The sequence below is a fragment of the Micromonospora sonneratiae genome, assembly GCF_042679305.1.
GTDB lineage: Bacteria > Actinomycetota > Actinomycetes > Mycobacteriales > Micromonosporaceae > Micromonospora_H > Micromonospora_H sonneratiae.
In genome coordinates, this window is sequence record NZ_JBHTMP010000012.1 from 113,185 (window position 1) to 135,816 (window position 22,632).

General features: G+C 70.4%; 21 protein-coding genes and 2 tRNA genes. 15 read left to right on the forward strand and 8 right to left on the reverse strand.

The features are described 5' to 3' along the window. Nucleotides 1-217 precede the first annotated feature (217 nt). The 5 genes from ACFQ4H_RS10595 (at nucleotide 218) to arfB (ending at nucleotide 4,790) form a co-directional block, all read left to right on the forward strand. Nucleotides 218-1,267: an AAA family ATPase gene (locus ACFQ4H_RS10595; protein WP_377569670.1), complete on the forward strand. Its 1,050-nt coding sequence runs from the start codon at nucleotides 218-220 to the stop codon at nucleotides 1,265-1,267. A 50-nt stretch (nucleotides 1,268-1,317) separates the two neighbouring features. Then, on the forward strand, nucleotides 1,318-2,373 hold the full coding sequence (locus ACFQ4H_RS10600; RefSeq protein WP_377569741.1) for a DUF58 domain-containing protein: 1,056 nt from the start codon (nucleotides 1,318-1,320) through the stop codon (nucleotides 2,371-2,373). Next, entirely contained in the window at nucleotides 2,370-3,329 is a 960-nt protein-coding gene (locus tag ACFQ4H_RS10605; protein WP_377569672.1) for a VWA domain-containing protein, read from the forward strand. Before ACFQ4H_RS10600 ends, ACFQ4H_RS10605 begins: the two co-directional genes overlap by 4 nt. 111 nt (nucleotides 3,330-3,440) lie before the next feature. Beyond that, nucleotides 3,441-4,307, forward strand: coding sequence for a S1C family serine protease (locus ACFQ4H_RS10610; RefSeq protein WP_377569673.1), 867 nt, complete (start codon nucleotides 3,441-3,443; stop codon nucleotides 4,305-4,307). Nucleotides 4,308-4,364: 57 nt separating this feature from the next. After that, complete coding sequence (arfB, locus tag ACFQ4H_RS10615) at nucleotides 4,365-4,790, forward strand: alternative ribosome rescue aminoacyl-tRNA hydrolase ArfB (RefSeq protein WP_377569674.1); 426 nt, start codon at nucleotides 4,365-4,367, stop codon at nucleotides 4,788-4,790. Nucleotides 4,791-4,912: 122 nt separating this feature from the next. Here the strand turns inward: arfB and ACFQ4H_RS10620 are convergent, their stop codons facing one another. Together ACFQ4H_RS10620 and ACFQ4H_RS10625 are read right to left on the reverse strand one after the other, a co-directional pair. Further along, the gene (locus ACFQ4H_RS10620) at nucleotides 4,913-5,674 is read right to left on the reverse strand and encodes an aminoglycoside adenylyltransferase domain-containing protein (protein ID WP_377569675.1); all 762 of its coding nucleotides are present in this window, start codon (nucleotides 5,672-5,674) and stop codon (nucleotides 4,913-4,915) included. A gap of 39 nt (nucleotides 5,675-5,713) precedes the next feature. Further along, nucleotides 5,714-6,925, reverse strand: a complete 1,212-nt coding sequence (locus ACFQ4H_RS10625; protein WP_377569677.1) for an MFS transporter — start codon at nucleotides 6,923-6,925, stop codon at nucleotides 5,714-5,716. 140 nt (nucleotides 6,926-7,065) lie between these two features. Here ACFQ4H_RS10625 and ACFQ4H_RS10630 point away from each other — a divergent pair, with 140 nt between their 5' ends. The 3 genes from ACFQ4H_RS10630 to ACFQ4H_RS10640 all read left to right on the forward strand — a co-directional run bounded on the left by ACFQ4H_RS10630 (nucleotide 7,066) and on the right by ACFQ4H_RS10640 (nucleotide 9,051). Then, nucleotides 7,066-7,476 (forward strand): RlpA-like double-psi beta-barrel domain-containing protein, encoded by a 411-nt coding sequence (locus tag ACFQ4H_RS10630; protein WP_377569678.1) that lies wholly within the window; start codon nucleotides 7,066-7,068, stop codon nucleotides 7,474-7,476. A 19-nt stretch (nucleotides 7,477-7,495) separates the two neighbouring features. Further along, nucleotides 7,496-8,098, forward strand: coding sequence for a cell wall protein (locus ACFQ4H_RS10635; protein WP_377569680.1), 603 nt, complete (start codon nucleotides 7,496-7,498; stop codon nucleotides 8,096-8,098). A 119-nt stretch (nucleotides 8,099-8,217) separates the two neighbouring features. After that, nucleotides 8,218-9,051 (forward strand): MauE/DoxX family redox-associated membrane protein, encoded by an 834-nt coding sequence (locus tag ACFQ4H_RS10640; RefSeq protein ID WP_377569681.1) that lies wholly within the window; start codon nucleotides 8,218-8,220, stop codon nucleotides 9,049-9,051. A 45-nt stretch (nucleotides 9,052-9,096) separates the two neighbouring features. Here ACFQ4H_RS10640 and ACFQ4H_RS10645 read toward each other — a convergent pair whose 3' ends face one another. The 3 genes from ACFQ4H_RS10645 to ACFQ4H_RS10655 all read right to left on the reverse strand — a co-directional run bounded on the left by ACFQ4H_RS10645 (nucleotide 9,097) and on the right by ACFQ4H_RS10655 (nucleotide 11,849). Further along, the gene (locus ACFQ4H_RS10645; RefSeq protein ID WP_377569683.1) at nucleotides 9,097-9,561 is read right to left on the reverse strand and encodes a barstar family protein; all 465 of its coding nucleotides are present in this window, start codon (nucleotides 9,559-9,561) and stop codon (nucleotides 9,097-9,099) included. 36 nt (nucleotides 9,562-9,597) lie between these two features. Further along, nucleotides 9,598-10,488: a 3-methyladenine DNA glycosylase gene (locus tag ACFQ4H_RS10650; RefSeq protein ID WP_377569684.1), complete on the reverse strand. Its 891-nt coding sequence runs from the start codon at nucleotides 10,486-10,488 to the stop codon at nucleotides 9,598-9,600. 71 nt (nucleotides 10,489-10,559) lie between these two features. Then, on the reverse strand, nucleotides 10,560-11,849 hold the full coding sequence (locus tag ACFQ4H_RS10655; RefSeq protein ID WP_377569686.1) for a hypothetical protein: 1,290 nt from the start codon (nucleotides 11,847-11,849) through the stop codon (nucleotides 10,560-10,562). Nucleotides 11,850-12,016: 167 nt separating this feature from the next. On the opposite strand from ACFQ4H_RS10655, the gene ACFQ4H_RS10660 reads away from it, so the two are divergent. The 3 genes from ACFQ4H_RS10660 (at nucleotide 12,017) to ACFQ4H_RS10670 (ending at nucleotide 13,191) form a co-directional block, all read left to right on the forward strand. Further along, nucleotides 12,017-12,820: a fumarylacetoacetate hydrolase family protein gene (locus ACFQ4H_RS10660; RefSeq protein ID WP_377569687.1), complete on the forward strand. Its 804-nt coding sequence runs from the start codon at nucleotides 12,017-12,019 to the stop codon at nucleotides 12,818-12,820. Nucleotides 12,821-12,944: 124 nt separating this feature from the next. Further along, a tRNA-Gln gene (locus ACFQ4H_RS10665) sits at nucleotides 12,945-13,019 on the forward strand. Nucleotides 13,020-13,118: 99 nt separating this feature from the next. Beyond that, nucleotides 13,119-13,191, forward strand: a tRNA-Glu gene (locus tag ACFQ4H_RS10670). Between the two features lie 361 nt (nucleotides 13,192-13,552). Here ACFQ4H_RS10670 and ACFQ4H_RS10675 read toward each other — a convergent pair. After that, on the reverse strand, nucleotides 13,553-14,239 hold the full coding sequence (locus ACFQ4H_RS10675; RefSeq protein WP_377569689.1) for an IclR family transcriptional regulator: 687 nt from the start codon (nucleotides 14,237-14,239) through the stop codon (nucleotides 13,553-13,555). Nucleotides 14,240-14,288: 49 nt separating this feature from the next. On the opposite strand from ACFQ4H_RS10675, the gene leuC reads away from it, so the two are divergent. The 4 genes from leuC (at nucleotide 14,289) to ACFQ4H_RS10695 (ending at nucleotide 19,289) form a co-directional block, all read left to right on the forward strand. Next, nucleotides 14,289-15,743: a 3-isopropylmalate dehydratase large subunit gene (gene leuC / locus ACFQ4H_RS10680; protein WP_377569691.1), complete on the forward strand. Its 1,455-nt coding sequence runs from the start codon at nucleotides 14,289-14,291 to the stop codon at nucleotides 15,741-15,743. A 13-nt stretch (nucleotides 15,744-15,756) separates the two neighbouring features. After that, the gene (gene leuD / locus ACFQ4H_RS10685) at nucleotides 15,757-16,344 is read left to right on the forward strand and encodes a 3-isopropylmalate dehydratase small subunit (protein ID WP_377569692.1); all 588 of its coding nucleotides are present in this window, start codon (nucleotides 15,757-15,759) and stop codon (nucleotides 16,342-16,344) included. A gap of 173 nt (nucleotides 16,345-16,517) precedes the next feature. Beyond that, the gene (locus ACFQ4H_RS10690; RefSeq protein WP_377569694.1) at nucleotides 16,518-17,138 is read left to right on the forward strand and encodes an HU family DNA-binding protein; all 621 of its coding nucleotides are present in this window, start codon (nucleotides 16,518-16,520) and stop codon (nucleotides 17,136-17,138) included. 165 nt (nucleotides 17,139-17,303) lie between these two features. Beyond that, nucleotides 17,304-19,289 carry an endonuclease/exonuclease/phosphatase family protein gene (locus ACFQ4H_RS10695; protein ID WP_377569696.1) on the forward strand — a complete coding sequence of 662 codons (1,986 nt, stop codon included), beginning with the start codon at nucleotides 17,304-17,306 and terminating at the stop codon, nucleotides 19,287-19,289. 120 nt (nucleotides 19,290-19,409) lie between these two features. On the opposite strand, the gene ACFQ4H_RS10700 is transcribed toward ACFQ4H_RS10695, so the two are convergent. Further along, nucleotides 19,410-20,405: an NUDIX hydrolase gene (locus ACFQ4H_RS10700; RefSeq protein ID WP_377569698.1), complete on the reverse strand. Its 996-nt coding sequence runs from the start codon at nucleotides 20,403-20,405 to the stop codon at nucleotides 19,410-19,412. A 9-nt stretch (nucleotides 20,406-20,414) separates the two neighbouring features. After that, complete coding sequence (locus tag ACFQ4H_RS10705; RefSeq protein WP_377569700.1) at nucleotides 20,415-22,610, reverse strand: RNA degradosome polyphosphate kinase; 2,196 nt, start codon at nucleotides 22,608-22,610, stop codon at nucleotides 20,415-20,417. Between the last annotated feature and the right edge of the window lie 22 nt (nucleotides 22,611-22,632).

Sequence of the window (22,632 nt, forward strand, 5' to 3'; positions counted from 1 at the left end):
GGTGGACCTGTGATGGTCCCGTGAAGGTTCCCGGCCGGGTGGTTCGACACCGCTGGACGTGACAGCTCGACACCGCCAGTCGTGGGGCAGTTGATTGTCATGTTCGTTGGTCGGCCGGTGGGTTGCCGCCCGGCTGCTGTCGGTCGGTGGCCCACCACCGCCGGAGAAAGTGAATCGGCTACAGGTTTGCTGGTCGTCGAGCGGGGTAGCCCGCACCGTGACGGACATGTCGGACACCGTGGCCACCAGGCACTGGCCGGTCGAGACCGCATCGACCGGCTCGGAATTGGAACAGGCGCTCTTCGAAGTCAAACGGGTCATCGTCGGGCAGGACCGACTCGTCGAGCGACTGTTCACCGCGCTGCTGGCCGACGGTCACTGCCTACTGGAAGGCGTACCCGGCGTCGCCAAGACGCTGGCTGCGCAAACGTTGGCTGTCACGGTCGGTGGCAGCTTCTCCCGGATCCAGTTCACCCCGGACCTGGTGCCCTCGGACATCGTCGGCACCCGGATCTACCGGGCGTCGAAAGAGGGCTTCGACGTGGAACTGGGACCGATCATGGCCAACCTGGTACTGGCCGACGAGATCAACCGGGCACCCGCGAAGGTACAGTCGGCACTGCTGGAGGCGATGGCCGAGCGTCAGGTCTCGATCGGTGGCCGCAGCTATCCGGTACCGGACCCGTTCCTGGTCCTCGCCACCCAGAACCCGATCGAGAGCGAGGGCGTCTACCAACTGCCGGAGGCGCAACGCGACCGGTTCCTGATGAAGGTGACCGTCGACTACCCCAGCGACGCCGACGAGTTGGCCATCCTCTACCGGATGAGTGCCGACCGGCCGAAGGCCCGGCAGATCCTCGACCCGGACCGGCTGCGCGCCCTACAGGCCCGGGCCAGCCTGGTGTTCGTACACCACGCGCTCGCCGAGTACGTGGTCCGGCTGATTCTGGCCAGTCGTGACCCGATCCGGTTCGGACTGCCGGACCTCGCACCGCTGTTGGCGTACGGTGCCAGTCCCCGGGCGACGCTCGGACTGGTCTCCGCCGCCCGGGCGCAGGCCCTGCTGCGAGGTCGTGACTACGTACTGCCCGAGGACATCCGGGAACTGGCCGGGGACGTGCTCTCCCACCGGTTGGTGCTCTCCTTCGACGCGGTCGCTGACGGTGTGACAGCCGAGTCGGTGGTACGCCGACTGGTGCAGGCGGTGCCACCGCCACGAATCGCGCCGAACCGGGACGAGGGCTATCCCGAGTTGGCGGTCGCGTGAATCGCCCGAGTGCCGGGCAGGGCCCGGGGGACGCGCGGCGTCCCGCTGTCATCGGAGATCCGACACTGCGGGATCTCGCCCCGGAGCACCGGCTCCGCCGGCTGGAGTTGACCGTCGCCCGGCGGCTCGACGGTCTGCTGCACGGCCAGCACCAGGGCCTGCTGCCCGGTGCCGGCAGCGAGTTCGCCGGCAGTCGGGAGTACCGACCCGGCGAGGACGAGGTACGCAGGATGGACTGGGCGGTGACCGCTCGCACCATGACGCCGCACGTACGGGAGGTGGACGCCGACCGGGAACTCTCCACCTGGCTGCTGGTCGACGCCTCACCGAGCATGGACTTCGGCACGGCCGACCTGGAGAAACGGGAACTGGCGGTGGCCGCGGTGGCGGCGGTCGGGTTCCTCACCGCGGGTGCCGGGAACCGGCTCGGTGCGTACCTGGCCGGTGCCGATCAGGTACGGAGGTTCCCGGCCCGGACCGGTCGGAACCATCTGCTCAACCTGCTGCGGGCACTGATGGCCGCCCCACGCGGCGACACGGATGTCGGCGCACCGGGTGCCGCTGGCCCCGAGGCCAGGGGCGACGGTCGGCTACCGGCGTGGGCAGCCGCAGGTCGACCGCCAACACCGGGACCCGGCCTGGCCGGTGCCATCGAGAGTCTGCGTCGGGCGCTGACCCGTCGGGGCCTGGTCGTCGTGGTCTCCGACTTCCTGGACGGGCTACCCGACAGCGACCTCACTGCGCCGAGCTGGGAACGGCCGCTGCGGCGGATGGCCAGCCGGCATCAGGTGCTGGCCGTCGAGGTGACCGATCCGCGTGAGCTGGAGCTGCCCGACGTCGGACTGATCACGCTGGTCGACCCGGAGACCGGACAGCGCCGGGAGGTGTCCACCGGCGATCCCCGGCTGCGGGAGCGGTTCGCCGCCGCCTCGATCGAGCAGCGCCAACTGGTCGGGGCGGCGATCCGCCGGGCCGGAGCCGCCCACCTGTCGCTGCGTACCGACCGGGACTGGGCCGCCGACATCGTGCGACACGTCCACGGTCAGCGACGGCTGGCGGGGGCGGTCCGGGGACGTTCCCGGGCAGAACTCGGAGGTGGGGTGTGACCTGGGAATCTCCCGGACGTCTGTGGCTGCTGCTGGGTGTCGTCGCGGTCGGTGTGGCGTACGTGCTGATGCAACGGCGACGCAGCCGGTACGCCGTACGCTTCACCAATTTGCGACTGCTGGACCGGGTCGCGCCGAAACGTCCGGCCTGGCGCCGGACTCTGCCGGCGAGCCTGTTCCTGGCGATGCTGGCGTTTCTGGTGGTGGGCTTCGCCCGGCCGCACGCCGACGTGAAGGTACCCCGGGAACGGGCCACCGTGATGGTGGCCGTGGACGTGTCCACCTCGATGCTGGCCACCGATGTGGAACCGGACCGCCTGGCGGCGGCGAAGGTGGCCGCCCGCAGGTTCGTCGACAGCCTGCCCAAGGAGTTCAACGTGGGGCTGGTGGCGTTCGCCGGCAGCGCGGCGGTGCTGGTCCCACCCGGTACGGACCGCAAGGCACTGCACACCGGGATCCGGCGGCTGGCCGAGGGCACCACCGGGGTGCAGGGCACCGCCATCGGGGAGGCGATAAACACCTCCCTACAGGCGGTGAAGTCACTGGACGCCCGGGCGGCGAAGGACCCGCCGCCGGCACGGATCGTCCTGCTCTCCGATGGGGCGAACACCTCCGGCCGGGACCCGCTGGCGGCAGCGGCCGACGCGTTGGCGGTGAAGGTGCCGGTGCACACCATTTCGTTCGGCACACCCGACGGCCATGTGGAACGGGGCGGCCGACCGATCCGGGTGCCGGTGGACGGGCAGACCCTGAAGGCGGTGGCCGAGGAGACCGGCGGGGGCTACCACGAGGCCGGTTCGAGCGCCGAGCTACGGGCCGTATACGAGGACATCGGCACGTCCGTGGGCTATCGCATCGAACGGCAGGACATATCTGCCCGGTTCATCGGGTTCGGGCTGTTGCTGGCCATGGCGGCGGCAACCGGGTCGATGGCCTGGTTCTCGCGTCTGCCCTGATCTCGACGGCGGGAGGAAGTGAGCTCAGCGATGCGAGGGGAAGTCAGCTGAGCGACAGGGGGAAGTCAGCTGAGCAGTTTGACCAGGAGTGAGCCGAGAAGGAGTGCGCGGATGGCAGTACAGACCGGTTTGGGCGAACCCCGCGGCCCGTGGTTCATCTCACCCGACCTCGACCAGGGGAGCGGGAACGGCCGATTCGACGTACCGGATGGGACCGTGGTCCCGGACAGTGCCACCCGCTGGCGGCAGCGGCTGCTGGCCGCGCTGGCCGTGGTGACCCTGTCCGTCGGATCCGGCGCGGTGGCCGGCGGGTACGTCGCAGGCCTGGACGGGGTGGCCCCGGCCGCCTCCACCAAGGCCGCCGGTACGCCGGCCGACCTCATCGCGGCTGCCGCCCAGGTGGTGCCGGGTGTCGTGTCGATCAGGGTCACCGGGGGCAGTGGAACCGCCACCGGATCCGGATTCGCCATCGACGACCAGCAGCATGTCGTCACCAACGACCACATCGTGGCCCGGGGCAAGGGCCCGACGGTCCAGGTGGAGGCACCCGACGGCAGGCAGGTCACCGCGCGGGTGGTGGGCCGCGACTCCAGCAGCGACATCGCCGTCCTGCGGGTGCCCCCGTCGGTGGGGCTGACCCCGTTGCCGTTGGCCAAGCGCGGCTCGACCCGGGTGGGGGAGCCGGTGCTGGCGGTGGGCTCGCCGCTCGGCCTGCCCGGTACGGTCACCGCCGGCATCGTCAGTGCCCTGGACCGGCAGGTACGCCTGGGCGACAACCAGCACACGGCGGTGCAGACCGACGCCTCGATCAACCCGGGGAACTCGGGCGGGCCACTGGTCAACGCCCGGGGTGAGGTGGTCGGGGTGAACACCGCGATCGCCACCATCGACGGCAACGGGTCGATCGGGATCGGCTTCGCCATCCCGATCGAGCAGGCGCAGCAGGTCGCCGACACCATCATCGGCAAGGGCGGCTGACCAATGTCGACGCGGGCGGCTGAGCAGCGGCAGCCGGGACGGAACTAGCCTCAGCACATGGCCGACGATCTGCGTGTCAACGAACGCCTGGTGATTCCGGGCGCGGAGTTGAACTGGCGCTTCTCCCGTTCGTCCGGTCCGGGCGGGCAGGGCGTCAACACCACGGACTCGCGCGCCGAGCTGTCCTGGAACCTGGCGGGCTCCGCAGTCCTACCGGCGAAACTGCGGGACCGGGCAGTGGAACGGCTGGCCGGTCGGCTGGTGGACGGCACACTCACGGTGACCGCCAGTGAGCACCGGGCCCAGTTGGCCAACCGGGAGGCGGCCCGGGACCGGCTGGCGGCGCTGTTACGCGAGGCGGTGGCACCGCCACCGCCCCCGCGTCGCCCCACCCGGCCGTCGAAGGCGGCCAAGGAACGGCGGATCGCCGAGAAGAAGCGACGTGGCGAGACGAAGCGGCTTCGCCGTGCGGACGGCGATTGACGGTGTACGCCCGTTGCTACGACCCTCGGCAGGACCGCGCCCGGAGCAACCCGTTACTGCGTTCGGGCCGTGTCCGTCACTGCACCCGGGCCGTGTCCGTTACTGCCCCCGGGCCGTGTCCGTCACTGCATCCGCGCCGTCTCGCGGAGCACGGTTTCCAGCACCCGGGCTATGCCGTCCTGGTCGATCGACGCCTCCGGATCGGTCGCGTACTGGTGGAATGCCTGGCGGACCGCCGTCAGTGACGGGTCCCGGCCGAGCACCCACGAGGCGGCCTGACCCTTGGAGCAGTGCGCACCCTCGACCGCGAACCGCCAGATCCGGCAGGCGGTGAGCACCATGTGCGCGGCGTCCTCCGAGTCGTCGACGAGCGATTGCCAGGTGGTCAACCAGTACCTGCCACGCTGGTGGAGCCACTCCACCGGTATCGGCGCGATCGTGTCACGGGGCCTCGCGCCGATCAGGTTGTGGCCGTCCGCGCGAGCCATTGCCAACTCGGCCGGCAGGTCCGGGCTGGCGGCCACCCGGGGCTCGATCTCGAACCCGATGGTGGAGTCGTCGTACCGACCGACGTGTAGCTCCATCGGTGGCGTCCGGGTCGGCGAGCCGGCGACACCGGCGGTCACGACATGCAGGTCCACGCCGCTGGCGTCACCGACGTCGGCGTGGCGTACCAGGTCCGCCAACGCGTCGATCTGCGGATCCGACAGCGCGCCGTCGATGACGGCGAGCAGGTCGATGTCACTTCGGCCGGGACGGAAGTCGCCGGCTGCCAGGGAGCCGTGCAGTATCACCGACCGGGTCCGGGAGCCGACGACGTCGGCGGTGGATTCGGCCAGCTGCTTCGCGGCGGCCCGGGTTGCGACTTCGGCTACGTGTGCCATCCGGCCTTTCTAGCAGTCGGGCGACGGACGGGCGCTGGCCTACCGTTCGTGCGGGGTCTGGGTGCCGATCGGCCGGGCGGCGGGTGAGGCCAGACCGGCGAGCGCGGCGAAGACCAGTACGGCGATGAACGCGTGCAGGAGTCCGACCCGTTCCCCGAGGAAGCCGAGTGCCGGCGGACCGGCCAGGAAGGCGACGTAGCCGATCGTGGCGACGACGCTGACCCGGGCGGCGGAGAGCCGGGGTTCGTCCGCCGCCGCCGACAGGCCGACCGGGAAGCCGAGCGCGGAGCCCAGCCCCCAGAGGACGACTCCGGCGGTGGCCACCGTAGCGCTGGGTACGAAGATCACGATCGCGAGGCCGGTTACCGCGCAGGCGGCCGAGGCCAGCAGTACGCGTACCCGGCCGTAGGTGTCCAGGAGTTTCACGCCGACTATGCGCCCCAACGTCATGGCGGCGACGAAGATGCCGAAGACGAGCGACCCGATGGCGTTGCTGACGTCGTGTCCGTCGACCATCGCCAGGGTGAGCCAGTCGTTGGCGGAGCCTTCGGCGAAGGCCAGGCCGAGGACGATCACGCCGATGAGGAGCGTTCGCGGTTCCCGCCAGACGGCGAGCCTGGTACGAGGGCTGACCGGCTCCTCGTCGGCCTGCTCCGGGTCCTGTTCGCCCGCGTTGCGCGGAAGGAAGCGTACGGTGACGACGGTCGTGCCGGCGATGACCACCGCGACCAGGCCCAGGTGCACGATCACCGGTACCCGGGTGAACTCGGCGATGGTGCCGAGCCCCGCCCCGATCATCGTGCCCACACTGAACGAGGCGTGGAACAGCGGCATGATCGTGCGGTCCAGCGCGTGTTCGTTGGCGGCCCCCTCCACGTTCATCGCGACGTCGCACAGCCCGTAGCCGGCGCCGAAGAGGGCCAGTCCGGTGATGACGATGGCCGTGGCGGTGGCCAGCGCCCCGATGCCGACGACGGCGAGTCCCACCGAGGCCAGCAGCAGTGCGATGAGGATGGTGCGTCGGCCGCCGATGCGGGCCAGTACGTGGCTCGACGTGGTCAGGCCGACGATCGAGCCGGCAGCGAGCCCGAAGATGATCCAGCCCATCCGGGCGGTGGAGGCGTCGAGGGCGTCGCGGACGGCCGGGGTACGGGAAACCCAGCTCGACAGACCGATCCCGGTCAGCGCGAAGATCGCGAAGATCGCGTTTCGCCACGCCCTGACGGTGTGGCCGCCCAGGTCGATGGTCACGACATCTGACGCTACCGGCCCACCCGGGCCGGCATGTAGGAAACCTTCCATCGACAGGTTTGACTTCGTTGGAATCCGTCGCAACAATGTTAATCGATATAGATAGACGTTGTTCTATTGAACTCTGAAGGGAGGCACCCATGGCAGCCGTGACCGGCGAGATGTCATGGTTCTGCTGCGGCACCGCATGGGGGCCGTGTGGCACGACCGGCCGTGGTGCGTGTGGCACCTGCAACTCGGGCAGCTACCAGCACGCCTGGCCGAACACCTCCGACGCCTGCTGGGCCATCACCCGCCCGGACGTCTGCGGCGTCCCCCTGAGCCGGCGGACCTGCGGATTCCGGCACTACACCACCAACCCCTGCACCGGTGCGCGGGTCGGCACCACGATCGCCGACTGCGGCCCGCAGACCGACCTGTTCTGCGGCGAGCGCAGCTGCTGCGGCTCGGTGTGCGGAAGCAACCGCATCATCGACCTGACCCCGGCGGCCTACAGCGCCATCGCCAGCCTCTCCACCGGGCTGCGGCCCTGCTCCGTCGACGTCGTCTGAACAGGAAGGAGGGCCCGCAATGGACGTCACCATGGACCGCCGCCGACTGCTCAGCACGGCCGTACTCGGTGGGGCCGGCATCGTCGGTGCCACCGCGCTCGGCTCCCTCGCCCCCGAAGCGGCCTTCGCCGCCGATCCGGTGCTGGTGGAACCCGGGGCACCGGATCCCAACTTCGCCGAGGGACGGGTCAGCAAGGTGACCGGAAGCATGTTGCTGCTGACCGGCTCGGACACCGTACTGCACTCGATCCGGGTCACCGACGGCACGAGCATCTGGAAGCTGCGCCCCACCACCTTCGACAACATCGCCATCGGCGACGGGATGTACGTACGGGGACTACGCCTGCCCGACGGCACCCTGGCCGCAGACTCGATCTGGGTGAACATCGTCAACCTCCAGGCGCACATCACCTCGGTCGGGCGCAACCTGGTCCACCTCGACCACCGTGGCCAGCGGATCGTCGGTCACGTCGTGCCCGGCACCACGGCCGCCGTCTACAACGGCACCCCGGCCATCTCCGACGTGTCGCTGCTGCGCGTCGGAAAGCACGTCCAGGTGATCGGGGCCTGGCATCCGGACACCAACGAGATCGACATCGCCACCGTCTACGCCGCAGCCTGACCGTCGCCACCCCGGGCGGGTGCCACGCCCACCGGCACCCGCCCACTGTGGCCCAAGCCCCCTGCCCTGTCCGCCCGGGCCTCCGACCACCACCGACGACCAAGGAGGAGAGACTTCCCATGCTTGCGATGATCGCGGCACTACAGCCCCTGCTGATCGGAGCGGTGCTGCTCTGGTCCGCCCAGGGGAAGCTGCTCAGCCGGTACGCCGCAACCGGGGCCCGCCGGTCGGCGCTGGCCCGACTCGTCGGTGACGAACGCGTGGTGCCCGCGTACCGGGTGCTCGGTGGGGTCGAACTCACTCTCGGCGCGCTCCTGCTGCTGCCACCCACGCTGACAGCGGAGGCGGTCGCGGCGACCGGACTGGCCCTCGGCTTCCTCGGCTACCTCGGTTACGCGGCCAAGGCGGCCCCGACCTCCTCGTGCGGTTGCCTCGGTGCCCGGTCCGCCCCGGTGTCCTGGCGTGGATTCGCCCGAGCCGGCCTGCTGGTGGTCGCCGGCCTGCTGGCCATGCTGGCCCAGGGCAGCTGGCTGACCGCCCTCACCGGCCGTCCGCTGGCCGGTACGACGATCCTGCTGGTCGAGGCGGCGGCGGTCGTCGTACTGTCCCCGGAACTCGATCAGGCCTGGCTGGTGCCGCTGCGCCAGCTCCGGGTCCGGCTGACCAACCCACTCGCCGGCGGCACCGGCATACCGTTGCTGGCCACGGTGCACCAGCTTCAGCAGAGCGAGGCGTACCGCCGGGTCGCCGCCCTGATCAGCTCGGACGTCCGGGAGCACTGGGACGACGACGAGTGGCGGATCGTCTGCCACGCGGCCCGCTACCAGGGCCGACTGGCCACCGCCGTGTTCGCCGTACCCCGGCTGCGCTACGAGCCGGACGCGGTACGGGTGGCGATCGTCGACGAGGCCACCGGCGTCACCCTGGTGAACGTCCCGGCGGTTGCGGCCTAGCAGCACGTCCCGGTAGAGGCCCGCCCATTCAGCTCAGGTGCACACTCACCGCTGGCGGTCGAAGTCCTGACCGGCTCCGATCACGAACACATCCAGCGACAAGGCAGGTCCAGCGGCAGGGTCGAGCGAGGACATGCATCCGTGGCCGCACTCCAGGAGCGCCCACGCGACCTCGGCCGTCGTCGCCGGGGCAGCTTTCGCAGCCGACTCGATGTCGGTCCAGACCACCGCGACCAAGGACCCGGCATTCTCCAGCACGTAGTCGCCGAAACAGTCGTTGAAGGCGTCCCAGTTCTTCCCGTAGTACGCAGGGAAGCCGAACGCCCGGCTGAGCTCGGTGTGTGCTTCGGTGCGGGAGGTCATCCGCCGCCCGTCCAGCTCAACCCTTCGGTACGACCAGCGGTCGAGGAACGCGTCGAGTGCCGGGACCGCCTCCAGGTGGACCCGGAACAGCGGCCCTGAACGGATCCAGGGAAGTTCTCCGCGTACCCAGGGCCGTGCGCTCGTCATGGGTTCGCAGCCTAGGCGTCCTCGACGCGACATGGCTCACCCGTCCGAGGCGTCCACGAGCCGGTCGCACTCCGCGATCAGGCGCGTGCGCAGCGGTGTGGCCCGATCGGAGAAGTCACGTTGTGCGGCGACGTACTCGGCCCGGCCCGCCGCCGTCTCCACCCGTACCGGTGGATAGCCCAGGGCGGCCAGGTCGTACGGACTGGCCTGCATGTCGAGGGTACGGACGTCCCGGGCCAGGGCGAACGCGTCGGCCACCAGCTCGCTCGGCACCAACGGGGACAGCTTGTACGCCCACCGGTAGAGATCCATGTTCGCGTGCAGACAGCCCGGCTGCTCGTTGTCGTGCTGCGTCTCCCGGGTCGGATTGAGCAGGTTGAGCGGCCGGGCGGGTTCGGTGAAGAAGCGGTACGCGTCGAAGTGACTGCACCGGACCCGGTTGACCTCCACCGTCCGGGCCGTCTCCGCCGGGCTGAGCCGCAGCGGCCACGCGTTGTGCCGCAGTTCCTCCTGGGTCTGCCGGTAGACCATCGCCCACTCGTGCATTCCGAAGCAGCCGAACTGGGCCGGCCGCCCGGCCGTCGCCACCAGCAGTGCGCGGATCCACGCGATCGAGTCGGCGCGACGTTGGCGTACCCCGTCGGTGTCGAGCGTGAGCCCGACGGACGTCTCCCGGTAGTCCCGGCCGAACTCGGCCGGATCCGCGTCCCGCAGCGTCACCCCGGCCCCCGGATGCCAGCGACGCAGTTGTGCCGGCCGGTGCGAGTAGTAGGTGAACAGGAAGTCCTCGACCGGATGCTTGACGCCGCTGCGTCGCCGTTGCAGGTGCGGGGCCAACCAGGCATCCACCCGTTGCTCGTGGGCCTGCCGGCGGGTCTGCCAGGTCGGCGCATCGAGAACGGCGGTACGGGTGGTGGCGGCGGTCACCGGTCCAGCGTACGACCGCCACCGCGGCAGTCGTCCGTCCCCACCACCGCAGCCACCCGCCGGGCGGCGGGCTACGTCACGTCGACCCGGACCCCGGCGGAGAAGACCGCACTGCGCAGTTCGAGCTGGGTCGGTAGCTCCCGCCCGGCGGTGTTGAACACCAGTGGGAAGAGCAGTCGGCCACCGGCCGGCACCGGCGTGGAGAACAGATCCCGACCCTGGTTGGCGGCCCGGGTGGCGGCCTCGTCGGCACCGACCCAGTTGCCGTCGGGCAGGTACGCCCGTTGCAGCGCGCCGTACCAGGTCTGTTTCTCCTGCGTGAGGTTTCGTAGGCCGACGGTGGCCTGGCAGTGCTGCGTGCCGGGCGGGCAGGACACCCGGTAGACGGTGAACTCGAACGCCGACTCCTGTAGCGGCGCGCCGACCGGGCCGGTCCTGCTCTGGCCGATCCACGCACCGTTGGACGGTTGCCGGTCGGTCTGCATCGCGCTCACCCGTGCGGTGGCGGTCCAGACCGCCCCGGCGACCACGCCACCGAGGATCGCGATCGCCACCCCGACGGCCAGCCAGGCCGGCGGTCTGCGCCGTGCCCTGGGCCGGGGAGCGGCGGGCCGTGGATAGAGGGTGCCACGGGTCGCGTTCGGGTCGTAGACCGCGACACCGGAGCGCTGGCGGCTGGCCGCCCGGCGCAGGATGGTCCGACGGTTCCAGATCCGGTAGCCCAACCAGCTCAGCACGGCCAGCACCAGCAGCGCCACCACGGCACCACCGAGTACGGCGGGGTGTCGCCACCACGGCGGTGGGGCCGGTGCGGCCGGGTTCATCACCGCCGCGTCCCAGGTCGCGGTCGCACAGTCGTACGGGGTGTCCCCGCCGATGGCGAAGGCGCAGGCCGGAGCGGTGACCGGGGTGCTGTCGACGGTCGGAGCCAGGACGGTGGTCAGACTCATCGCGTCGTGGGCACCGAGTTGCAGTTGCCAGCTCACCTCGGTACCCCGGTCCGGACCGTTCGGGGCGGTCGCCTGACCGCCGTTGCTGATCCCGGTCGGGGCGACCCGCTGGGGCAACTCCTGCCGGACGGTGGTGCCCACGGTGCTGTCACCGCTGTTGCGGACGTCGATCCGGTAGGTCGGTGAGGCGGCTCCGACCGGGGTCACCGCGACGGTGACCATTGGGGCTGCCGATGTGACGACCGCCATCGGGGCTGCCACCGGGGCGGTGACCGCCGGGTGGGCCGTTGCGGATCTGGTCGCGGCGGCGGTGGCCGGTTCGGCTACCAGGATCATCAGGGCCGGCAGCAGTGCCGGAAGGTAGCCGACGATTGCTGCCGCGACCGTGCATGAACGCTTCGATACAGGCATGACAAACGAGACCTCCCAAGCCGCACGCTAGGTCGGGGTGACGCCGCGTCACCGGGGAAGGAACGAACTGCGTCCGGGTCGGGTCGGGTCGGGTATCGTGCCCCGACCCGGGCGGGGCGCAGGTGGTGGTGGCGGTCGATCGGGGCAGGTGAGACTAGATTGGCTGGGTGCGTATCGCTCGTTTTGCTCATGCCAAGGGAATGTCGTTCGGGGTCGTCGAGGGGGAGCCGGAGGCCGGCCCCGAGGGGCTGACCATCGCCGAGATCGAGGGCCACCCGTTCGGCGAGATCCGGTTCACCTCCGCGCGGTGGGCGCTGGCCGACGTACGGCTGCTCTCGCCGATCCTGCCCAGCAAGGTCGTCTGCGTCGGCCGTAACTACGTGGAGCACGCGGCGGAGCAGTCCGCCGAGGTGCCGACCGAACCGTTGCTGTTCCTCAAGCCGTCGACGTCGGTGGTCGGGCCCCGGGACGCCATCCGGCTGCCGCTACAGAGTCAGCACGTCGACCATGAGGCCGAACTCGCGGTGGTGATCGGGCCACCGGGGGCGCGGCGTGCCGACCGGGCGACCGCCAGCAAGGCGATCTTCGGCTACACCTGCGCCAACGACGTGACCGCTCGGGACCTGCAACGCGCCGACGGGCAGTGGACCCGGGCCAAGGGCTTCGACTCGTTCTGCCCGATCGGCCCGTGGATCGTCACCGGGCTCGACGTGAGCGACCTGGAGGTGCGCTGCGAGGTGGGCCGCAAACCGGAGGAGATGGAGGTACGCCAGCTCGGCCGGACCAAGGACATGGTCTTCGACGTGCCGACGCTGGTGTCGTACATCTCACACGTGATGACCTTGCTGCCCGGGGACGTGATTCTGACCGGCACCCCGGCGGGGATTAGCCCGCTGACCGACGGGGATACGGTGACGGTGCGTATCGAGGGGATCGGCAGTTTGTCGAATCCCGTGGTCCGCGCGGCGTGACCGTTTCGGCGTGCCAAGCCGGCTGATTCGACGCGTTTTCGCAGGTCAGCGGGTTTCTTCGGAGCCGATTTGGTGCCCGTGAACCGGGTCCGGTAAAGTTCTTTTCGGCACTGAAGAGCGCCACTGGGGTATGGGGTAATTGGCAGCCCGACTGATTCTGGTTCAGTTAGTCTAGGTTCGAGTCCTGGTACCCCAGCCACCGATGCTCCCCAAGAACATCGGTGCTGCTGGACTCTGATAGAGTTCGGCAGCAGCAGGAGAGCAACAAAGGCAACACCAGCAACACAAAGCAAGTCCTGGCCCCGTCGTCTAGTGGCCTAGGACGCCGCCCTCTCAAGGCGGTAGCGCCGGTTCGAATCCGGTCGGGGCTACAACTGGCGGCCCGTGTCACCTCGGTGGCACGGGCCGCTTCCTTTTTCACCGGACCACTCTTCGTCGGCGTCGCGCAGCCTGTCGTGCTGCCGGGCCCGTTCCGCCCGCGCTCCGTCGGTGCAGCCCGCAGCGTGGTCGGCTGTCCGAGCCTGGCGGTCGGCTGGTCCGGGCCTGCTACGTCTCGATGGTCAGCGTATGACGTGACGTGCCCCCGGCGCGGCCCTTTGGCGTAATCGCCGGGCCGTGCCGGGGGCACGATGACGTGCGGCTGACCGGGGGAAGCCGAACCGGTGATGGGCGGTCGGCTCCGACGGCCGCGTCGAGTGAACCGGGACCCGGTGCGGCCCGGGGAGTGGCGGGCTAGAGGCCGCTGAGCCGTTGACCGGCCCGGACGACCGCCATCGCGTGCCGGTCACCCGGCCGGCGGCCCAGGCGCTCGATCGGGCCGGAGACGCTGATCGAGGCGATCACCCGGCCGGTCCGGTCGCGGATCGGCGCTGAGACGCTGGCCACACCGGCCTCCCGCTCGGCAACGCTCTGCGACCAGCCGCGTCGCCGTACCTCGGCGAGGGTGCGACCGGTGAACTTGCAGCGGGGCAGCAGTGGCATCACCGCCTCCGGCGGCTCCCAGGCCAGCAGGACCTGTGCGGCGGACCCGGCGGTCATCGGCAGCACCGAGCCGACCGGGACGGTGTCCCGCAGCCCGCTGGCGCGTTCCGCCGCGGCCACACAGACCCGCTCGTCGGCCCGCCGCAGGTAGAGCTGGGCACTCTCGCCGGTGGCGTCACGTAGCGCCGCCAGCAGGGGCTCGGCTGCGGTCAACAGCACGTCAGGCGCGGCGTTGGCCAGTTCGCCGAGGCGGGGGCCCGGCCGCCAGCGTCCCTGGGTGTCCCGTACCAGCATGCGATGGATCTCCAGCGCCTGTGCCAGCCGGTGCGCGGTGGCCCGCGGCAGCTTCGTGCGCTCGACGAGTTCGGCCAGGCTGGCGCCGTCGACGCAGGCGGCCAGGATGACCACCGCCTTGTCGAGAACGCCGACACCGCTCATACTGTGTCCCACAAGCCGAAACATACCTCCCAGAATTTAGGATGTCCAGATGGTGGGAGTCACATCGAAGGCGGCATCGCCGAGGACCCTGGCCGAGAAGGTCTGGGATGCCCACGTGGTGCGATCCGCCGAGGGTGAACCAGACCTGCTCTTCATTGACCTGCACCTCCTGCACGAGGTCACCAGCCCGCAGGCCTTCGACGGTCTGCGGATGGCCGATCGTCAGGTACGGCGACCGGACCTGACCCTGGCGACCGAGGACCACAACACCCCGACCGGCTACGCCGACCCGGCGTTCCAGAGCCGGCGCGGGGATCTGTTGACCATCGCCGACCCGACCTCGCGTACGCAGATCGAGACACTGCGCCGCAACTGCGCCGAGTTCGGGGTCAAGATCCACCCGCTCGGCGACGAGAACCAGGGGATCGTGCACGTGATCGGGCCACAGTTGGGGCTGACCCAGCCCGGCCTGACCATCGTCTGCGGGGACTCGCACACCGCCACCCACGGTGCGTTCGGAGCGCTCGCCTTCGGCATCGGCACCAGCGAGGTGGAGCACGTCCTGGCCACCCAGACGCTGCCGCAGATCCGGCCGAGGACCATGGCGGTCACGGTCACCGGCGAACTCGGGCCGGGGGTCACCGCCAAGGACCTCGTCCTGGCGCTGATCGCCCAGGTGGGCACCGGTGGCGGTCGCGGCCACATCGTGGAGTACCGGGGTGAGGCGATCCGCAAGCTCTCCATGGAGGGCCGGATGACCATCGCCAACATGTCCATCGAATGGGGCGCCAAGGCCGGCATGATCGCGCCGGACGAGACCACCTTCGAGTACCTCAAGGGCCGCCCCAACGCGCCCCAGGGGGCCGACTGGGACGCCGCCGTGGAGTACTGGCGCACCCTGCCCACCGACGAGGGCGCCACCTTCGACACCGAGGTCGTCCTCGACGCCAGCCAGATCAGCCCATTCGTCACCTGGGGCACCAACCCGGGTCAGGGCACCTCGCTGAACTCGGTGGTGCCGGACCCGAGCGACTTCGACACCGAGGCCGAGCGGACCGCCGCCACGCGGGCCCTGGAGTACATGGACCTCCGGCCCGGTACGCCGCTGCGTGACGTCCCGGTCGACGTGGTCTTCGTCGGGTCGTGCACCAACGGGCGGCTGGAGGACCTACGCGCCGCCGCCGACGTGCTGCGCGGGCACAGGGTCGCCGACGGCGTACGGATGCTGGTCGTGCCTGGCTCCGCCGCCGTACGGGCCGCCGCCGAGAACGAGGGGCTGGACAGGGTGTTCACCGAGGCGGGCGCCGAATGGCGGTTCGCCGGGTGCTCGATGTGCCTGGGAATGAACCCCGACACGCTCACGCCGGGGCAGCGGTCCGCCTCCACCTCCAACCGAAACTTCGAGGGCCGGCAGGGCCGGGGTGGGCGTACCCACCTGGTTTCCCCGCCGGTCGCCGCCGCCACCGCCGTGGCCGGCCGGCTGGCCGCTCCGGCCGATCTGTGAGGGGCAGATATCAATGGAAAAGTTCACCGTTCACACCGGTTCCGCAGTCCCGCTCCGTCGCTCCAATGTGGATACGGATCAGATCATTCCGGCCGTGTATCTCAAGCGGGTAACCAGAACCGGCTTTGCCGACGGGCTCTTCAGCGCATGGCGGGAAGACCCGGCATTCGTACTCAATGATCATTCATATTCCGGTGCTTCGATCCTGTTGGCCGGTCCCGAGTTTGGTACCGGGTCGTCGCGGGAGCACGCTGTCTGGGCGCTGCGGGACTGGGGGTTCCGGGCCGTCCTCTCCCCACGTTTCGGTGACATCTTCCGGGGGAACGCTCTGAAGGAAGGACTCTTACCAGTAGAGCTTGAATTGAATGTCATCGAGCAATTGTGGGAGTTGGTGGAAGCTGACCCGACCACGCAGATCGCGGTCGATCTGGCTGCCCGGGAGGTCCGGGCAGGCGGTTCGAGCTGGTCGTTCCCTATCGATGACTTCAGTCGTTGGCGGCTGATGGAAGGCTTGGATGACATTGGACTCACCCTCCGCCATGAGGCGTTCATCACCTCCTACGAGCAGGGTCGACTCCCCTTCCTGCCGGTTGTGAGATAGTCCGTACGCCTGCCGCAGAGCCTTTTTCGCCCCCGTCGGTTGTACCGGCGGGGGCGAATCCTTTACGACACAACGACTTTTTTCCGGAAGATGTTTGTGTCCTGGTGGCACAGGGCATACCGTGCGCGCAGAATGGCTCGCGTTGAGTCTAGTTGCACATATGGGAGGAAGTCGTGAACAAGGCCGAGCTCATCGAGGCTCTCGCCGTACGCCTGGGGGATCGTAAGGCGGCGACGGCGGCGCTCGACGCGGTCCTCACCGAGGTTCAGGCCGCGGTCACCAAGGGCGACCGCGTGGCGATCACCGGATTCGGAGTGTTCGAAAAGCGCGTACGCGGCCCGCGAACAGCGCGCAACCCGCGTACCGGCGAGGCGGTGAAGGTCAAAAAGACATCCGTGCCGACCTTCCGGCCGGGCGCCGGGTTCAAGGAGATGGTCGCCAGCGGTAAGGCACCCAAGACCGCAGCCGCACCCAAGAAGACCACCGCTGCGGCGACGGCAGCGGCGAAGAAGACCACCGCGGCCAAGGCCCCCGCCAAGACCGCCGCGGCCAAGAAGACGACCGCCACCAAGGCGGCGGCGAAGAAGACGGTCACCAAGAAGGCGGCCCCGACCAAGGCAGCCGCCAAGACCACCACCAAGAAGGTGACCACCGCCAAGACCGCGCCGGCCAAGAAGGCGGCGGTGAAGAAGACCACGGTGGCCAAGAAGACCACCGCGGCGAAGACCACCACGGCGGCCAAGAAGGCTCCAGCCAAGAAGACCGCGACCAAGAAGGCCGCGGCGAAGCGCTGAATCAGCCGTACCCAAGGGCGTCCACCGGCTCCGGTGGGCGCCCTTCGCCATGCCACCGGCACCATCTCCGCGCTCAGACTGCGGTTTCCGGTGGAGCCATTGACCTGACCGACCGGGACATCGAGAATCGCCGGCAACTCACGCCCCCCACCGCAGGGAGTGTCGATGCGCCGTCCCGCCACCGCCAATGTTGCAGTCTGCCTGGGTGTTCTCGTCCTCGTGGACATTCTGCGGGTCTGGTTGCCCGCCATCATCACCATCTTCGGGCAGGCCGCGTCCACGCCGGCCGAACTGATGGGGGCCTTCGCCCTGCTGTGGTTCCTGTTGCCGTTGGCCGTCCCGGCGCTGCTCCGGCGGACCGGTGCCGGACCGGTCGCCCTGACCGCCGTGGTCGTGCTGGCTGTCGCCCGGCTCGCGCTGACCGCCACGCCGGGCGGACAGTTGCAGCTCTACCTTGCCAGTGTCGGGCTGCTGGCGGGACTGGTCTGGCTCACGGCGACCGCCCACACGACCGTACGGCCGGTGCCCGGGTTGGTGCTGGGGCTGGCCCTCGGCACGATCGCGCACACCGTGCTGGGGACGTACGACCTGGTCTGGCGCGGGGGATGGGCGGCCTGGACGGTCAGCGTGGTGCTGGTCGGGCTGCTGGTGGCCGCGCAGGCCCGCACCCCGACGCAGCCGGTACGCGCCGCTGACGCCGAAGATTCCGCTGGGGTGGCCGATACCTGGCCGGCGGTCGTGCAGGCCCGCAGCTGGCTTCTCGTCGGCCCAACGGTGCTGCTCAGCGGCATGGTGGCACTGTCGCCCGCGCTGGCCGGCGCAACGACGTCGTACCTGTTCGGTGCCCCGACCCGGCGGTTGGCCGAGTCGACGGGTGGGTGGGGCCTGCCGGAGGGAACCCTGATCGGGCTGGCCGTCGGACTGTTCGTCCTGACCGCCCTGTCCCGGCCGCACCGATCCACCCGCTGGTGGGGGCCGTTGGCGCTGGTCGTCGGCGTACTCCTGTTCGCCATCGGCTGGATACCGGCGCTGGCACCGGCGATCCTGCTCACCGCCGCCGGTCTCGGCGCCTGCCTGGCCCTGGCCGGGGCGACCACCGGGGAGCCGGCACCCGCCGGATCCGTTGCGGCACGACGGCGGAGCTACGCGGCGGCGGGCGGCATGCTCGTCTTCGTCGTCGCAGCCATCGCCTACTACGCCGCCTACGACCTGGGCTACCCCAACGGCTGGGCACCCGTGGCAGTCGCCGGCCTCGTCGCCGTCCAGGCGTCACGACCCGCACCCGGAGCGGCCCGGGATACGCCCAGTCCCGCCCTGCGGCGGGCGGCTTCCATGGCCGCAGGTGGGCGGGCCGGTCGGCTGGCCGCCGCCCTCACCGCCCTCACCGTGCTCGGAGCGGTCCAGATCCCGGGTGACTCCGACGATCCGGCCCCCCGGTCGGCAGCCGACCCGATCCGGCTGGTCGCCTACAACATCCGGATGGGCTTCGGTCTGGACGGGCGCTTCGACCTGGCCGGACTGGTCGACGTCGTCGCCGGGGAGAAACCCGATGTCGTGGTACTCAGCGAGGTCGACCGGGCCTGGCTGCTCAACGGCGGACACGACACCCTGGCACTGCTGGCCCGGCGACTGGACCTGCCGTACGTCTTCGCGCCGGCCGCCGACCCGGTCTGGGGCGACGCCGTACTGACCCGGATCCCCGTACGGCATGCCGAGACCCGGGCGCTGCCCGCCGTCGGCGCACCCACCGGAGCGCAGGCGCTGGCCGTGACCCTCGACCTCGACGGCCGGGAACTGGTGGTCGTCTCCACCCACCTGCAACCCCCGCCCGACGAAGGGCCGGTGGTGCAGGCCCGCGCGGTGGCCAGCTTCGCCACCGGGTACGCCGGGTGCCGACCGCTGGTCGTGGCCGGTGACCTGAACACCGAACCGGGAGAACCGGCGTTCGCCGAGTTCATCCGGGCCGACCTGGTCGACGCGCTTGCCGATGCCCGACCCCTGCCCACCAGCCCGGCGGACGCGCCGCACGGGCAGATCGACCACGTCCTCGTCTCCGGCGGTATCACGCCCCGCGACGCCGTGGCCCCACGTAGCACCGCATCCGATCACCTGGCCGTCGCCGTGACCCTGGCCATCGGTGGCGGGTGCTGACCCGGCCACCAGGATTGAATGGCGACGCCTACCAGGGGTCGGCAGCGACACCCACCGGGGATGGGCAGCGACGCCTACCAGGGTTCGGCGGCGGCACCCACCAGGATTGGGCGGCGACGCCTACCACGGGTCGGCAGCGACCAACCGGTCGGCGGCGAAGGCCAGCAGCCAGCCGCCGCCCTTCGGGGTGGCGAACCCGTGCGGCACCGGCAGTGTCGCCGCCCCGGCGTCCGGGCCGATGACGTCACCGACGTCGGCACCGGGGACGTCACCGGCGTCGGCTGAGCCGGCCAACAGGGCCAGTACGCCCGGAATCACCCTGCCCTGGCTGCACACCGCCACCGGCTCACCAGCGACGGCCAACTCGACGAGCCGGCTGGCGGCGGCCAGGACGCACTCCGTACGGAGCTGACCGGGAACCGGCTCGTCGAACACCCCGTCCACCTCGATCGGCAGATCGAGCCGCTCGGCAGCCGGATCCAGGGTCTGTACGCAGCGGCGGGCCGAGGCGGACAGCAGACGTACCGGCTGGATCAGCGGCACCAGCCGGGCCAGGTCCAGTGCCTGTGCCCGCCCCACGTCGTCCAGCGGGCGGGCGGTGTCCGGACCGGACCAGGTGGCCCGCCGACCGGCGGAGGCGTGCCGGAGCAACGCCAACGTCACGGTGACCCGGGGGAGTGCGGCGAACGACCGCAGCACCGTCGCGTCGTGCGGGTAGCTGACCAGGCGTACCGCCTCGTCGACCGGCAACCAGCGCAACAGGTCGACCTCGGTGTCCGGCTGGAAACCACCGGCCCCCACCGCCCGCAGCGACCAGTAGTCGACGACCTTCGGCCGCCCGTCGCTGACGTACCGCGCGCTGGGCAGCCGCACCTGCGGTACCGCGCGGACGTCCGCCTCCTCCGCGACCTCGCGTACGGCGGCCAGCAGCGCCGGCTCACCCGGATCCAGCTTGCCCTTCGGCAGGGACCAGTCGTCGTAGCGTGGGCGGTGCACCAGGCAGACCTCGACACCGTCACCCTCGACGCCGTCACCGGAGGGCCGCCACACCACGCCGCCGGCGGCCCGCACCACCGTCCGGTCCGGTACCGCGTTCGCCCCCCAGCATCCGCGCACCCGACCAGCCTATGCCCCGTCCCCGACCGCCCGGCGCAGCAGCAGGTCCTGTAGGTGCGTCAGCCGCGCCCCGGGCGTTCCGGCCAGTCGGTGCCAACTGCCGTCGGCGGCCAACTCGAACGCCTCCACCCCGGGATCCATGGCCGCCCGCAGCACCTGGTCCAACTCCGTACGGGCAGCCGGATCGGTCACCCGTACCAGCGCCTCGACCCGGCGGTCCAGGTTCCGGTGCATCAGGTCGGCCGACCCGATCCAGAACTCGGCGTCACCGTCGTTGCCGAACCGGAAGACCCGGGAATGTTCCAGGAACCGGCCGAGGATGGAACGCACCCGGATGTTCTCCGACAGTCCCGGTACGCCGGGACGCAGCGTGCACATGCCCCGGATGATGAGGTCGACGTGCACCCCGGCCCGGGAGGCCCGGTAGAGCGCGTCCACGATCTCCTCGTCGACCAGGGAGTTGACCTTCAGCTGGACCAGGCCCGGCGCGTCCGGTCGGGTGTAGGCGATCTCCCGTTCGATCCGGTCGACCAGGCCACGTCGTACGCCGTGCGGGGCGACCAGCAGCCGTCGGTACGAGGTCTGCCGGCTGTAGCCGGTCAGCACGTTGAACAGGTCGGTCAGGTCCGCCCCGACCTCCGGATCGGCGGTCAGCATCCCGAAGTCCTCGTAGAGCCGGGCCGTCTTCGGGTGGTAGTTCCCGGTGCCGATGTGGCAGTACCGACGGATCGAGTCGCCCTCCTGCCGTACGACCAGCGCGGTCTTGGCATGTGTCTTGAGCCCGACCAGGCCGTAGACGACGTGACAGCCGGCCCGCTCCAGCATCCGCGCCCAGCCGATGTTGGCCACCTCGTCGAACCGGGCCTTCACCTCCACCAGCACCACCACCTGTTTGCCAGCGGCGGCGGCCTCGATCAGCGCGTCCACGATCGGCGAGTCACCGCTGGTGCGGTACAGCGTCTGCTTGATGGCCAGCACGTCCGGGTCGGCGGCGGCCTGCTCCACGAAGCGTTGCACGCTGGTCGCGAACGAGTGGTACGGGTGGTGCACGAGCACGTCCCCGTCGCGCAGGGTGGCGAACACGCTGCGCGGCACCTCACCCTCGGCCAGCCGGGGATGGGTGGCCGGCACGAACGGTCGGTCCTTCAGGTCCGGCCGATCCGACTCCTCGTAGACCTGCCACAGCGACGACAGGTCCAGCAGGCCCGGCACCCGCAGCACATCCTGCGGATCCATGTCCAGTTCGCGCAGCAGCAACTCCAGCACGTGGTCGGAGATGGAGGCGGCCACCTCGAGGCGTACCGGTGGGCCGAACCGGCGTCGGGCCAACTCCCGCTCCAGGGCCTGCAACAGGTCCTCGTCGCGGTCCTCGTCCACCTCCACCTCGGCGTTGCGGGTCACCCGGAACAGGTGGCACTCGACCACCTGCATCCCGGAGAACAGCTGCCCCAGGTGGACCGCGATCAGGTCCTCCACCGGCAGGAACCGGGTACCCGGCGAGTCCCGCCCGACCCGGACGAAGCGGGGCACGTTGTTGGGCACCTTGACCCGGGCGAACAACTCCGGCCCGCCGGCCGGGTCCCGGACCACCACCGCCAGGTTCAGCGACCGGCTGGAGATGTACGGGAACGGGTGCGCCGGGTCCACGGCCAACGGCGTGAGCACCGGGAAGATCTGCTCCCGGAAGTACGTACGCAGCCGGTCCCGCTCGGTCCCGTCCAGTTCCGCCCAGCGGGGCAGGTGGATGTCCTGGGCGGCCAGCCCGGGCAGTACCTCGTCGGTGAAACAGCTGGCGTGCCGGTTGACCAGGTCGGCGGCCTTCGCGGCGATCAGCTCCAGTTGCGTACGCGGGGGCAGCCGGTCACCGCCCCGTACCGGCAACCCGGCCTGCCAGCGTCGTTTCAGACCGGCCACCCGGACCATGTAGAACTCGTCCAGGTTGCTGGCGAAGATGGCCAGGAACTTCGCCCGTTCCAGCAGCGGAGTGTCCCGGTCCTCGGCCAGCGCCAGCACCCGGGCGTTGAAATCCAGCCAGGACAGCTCCCGGTTGAGGAACCGGTCCTCCGGCAACGGCGCGGGAGCGGCCAACCGCACGGTTGGCTCGGTGACCGGCCCAACAGCTGGCTCGGCCGCCGGCCCAACAGCCGGCTCGGTGACCGGTCGAGCAGCCGGGGCGCTGGCTGGATCTTCGGGCGGACGACTCACCGGCCCATCATCACCCGATGAA

Excerpts from the sequence above, each read along its gene's own strand:
- leuD (WP_377569692.1), top strand. The coding sequence starts at position 15,757 with ATGGAAAAGTTCACCGTTCACACCGGTTCCGCAGTCCCGCTCCGTCGC.
- ACFQ4H_RS10640 (WP_377569681.1), top strand. The coding sequence starts at position 8,218 with ATGCTTGCGATGATCGCGGCACTACAGCCCCTGCTGATCGGAGCGGTG.
- ACFQ4H_RS10620 (WP_377569675.1), bottom strand. The coding sequence starts at position 5,674 with ATGGCACACGTAGCCGAAGTCGCAACCCGGGCCGCCGCGAAGCAGCTG.
- ACFQ4H_RS10630 (WP_377569678.1), top strand. The coding sequence starts at position 7,066 with ATGGCAGCCGTGACCGGCGAGATGTCATGGTTCTGCTGCGGCACCGCA.
- ACFQ4H_RS10675 (WP_377569689.1), bottom strand. The coding sequence starts at position 14,239 with ATGAGCGGTGTCGGCGTTCTCGACAAGGCGGTGGTCATCCTGGCCGCC.
- ACFQ4H_RS10645 (WP_377569683.1), bottom strand. The coding sequence starts at position 9,561 with ATGACGAGCGCACGGCCCTGGGTACGCGGAGAACTTCCCTGGATCCGT.
- leuC (WP_377569691.1), top strand. The coding sequence starts at position 14,289 with ATGGTGGGAGTCACATCGAAGGCGGCATCGCCGAGGACCCTGGCCGAG.
- ACFQ4H_RS10655 (WP_377569686.1), bottom strand. The coding sequence starts at position 11,849 with ATGCCTGTATCGAAGCGTTCATGCACGGTCGCGGCAGCAATCGTCGGC.
- arfB (WP_377569674.1), top strand. The coding sequence starts at position 4,365 with ATGGCCGACGATCTGCGTGTCAACGAACGCCTGGTGATTCCGGGCGCG.
- ACFQ4H_RS10695 (WP_377569696.1), top strand. The coding sequence starts at position 17,304 with ATGCGCCGTCCCGCCACCGCCAATGTTGCAGTCTGCCTGGGTGTTCTC.
- ACFQ4H_RS10635 (WP_377569680.1), top strand. The coding sequence starts at position 7,496 with ATGGACGTCACCATGGACCGCCGCCGACTGCTCAGCACGGCCGTACTC.
- ACFQ4H_RS10610 (WP_377569673.1), top strand. The coding sequence starts at position 3,441 with ATGGCAGTACAGACCGGTTTGGGCGAACCCCGCGGCCCGTGGTTCATC.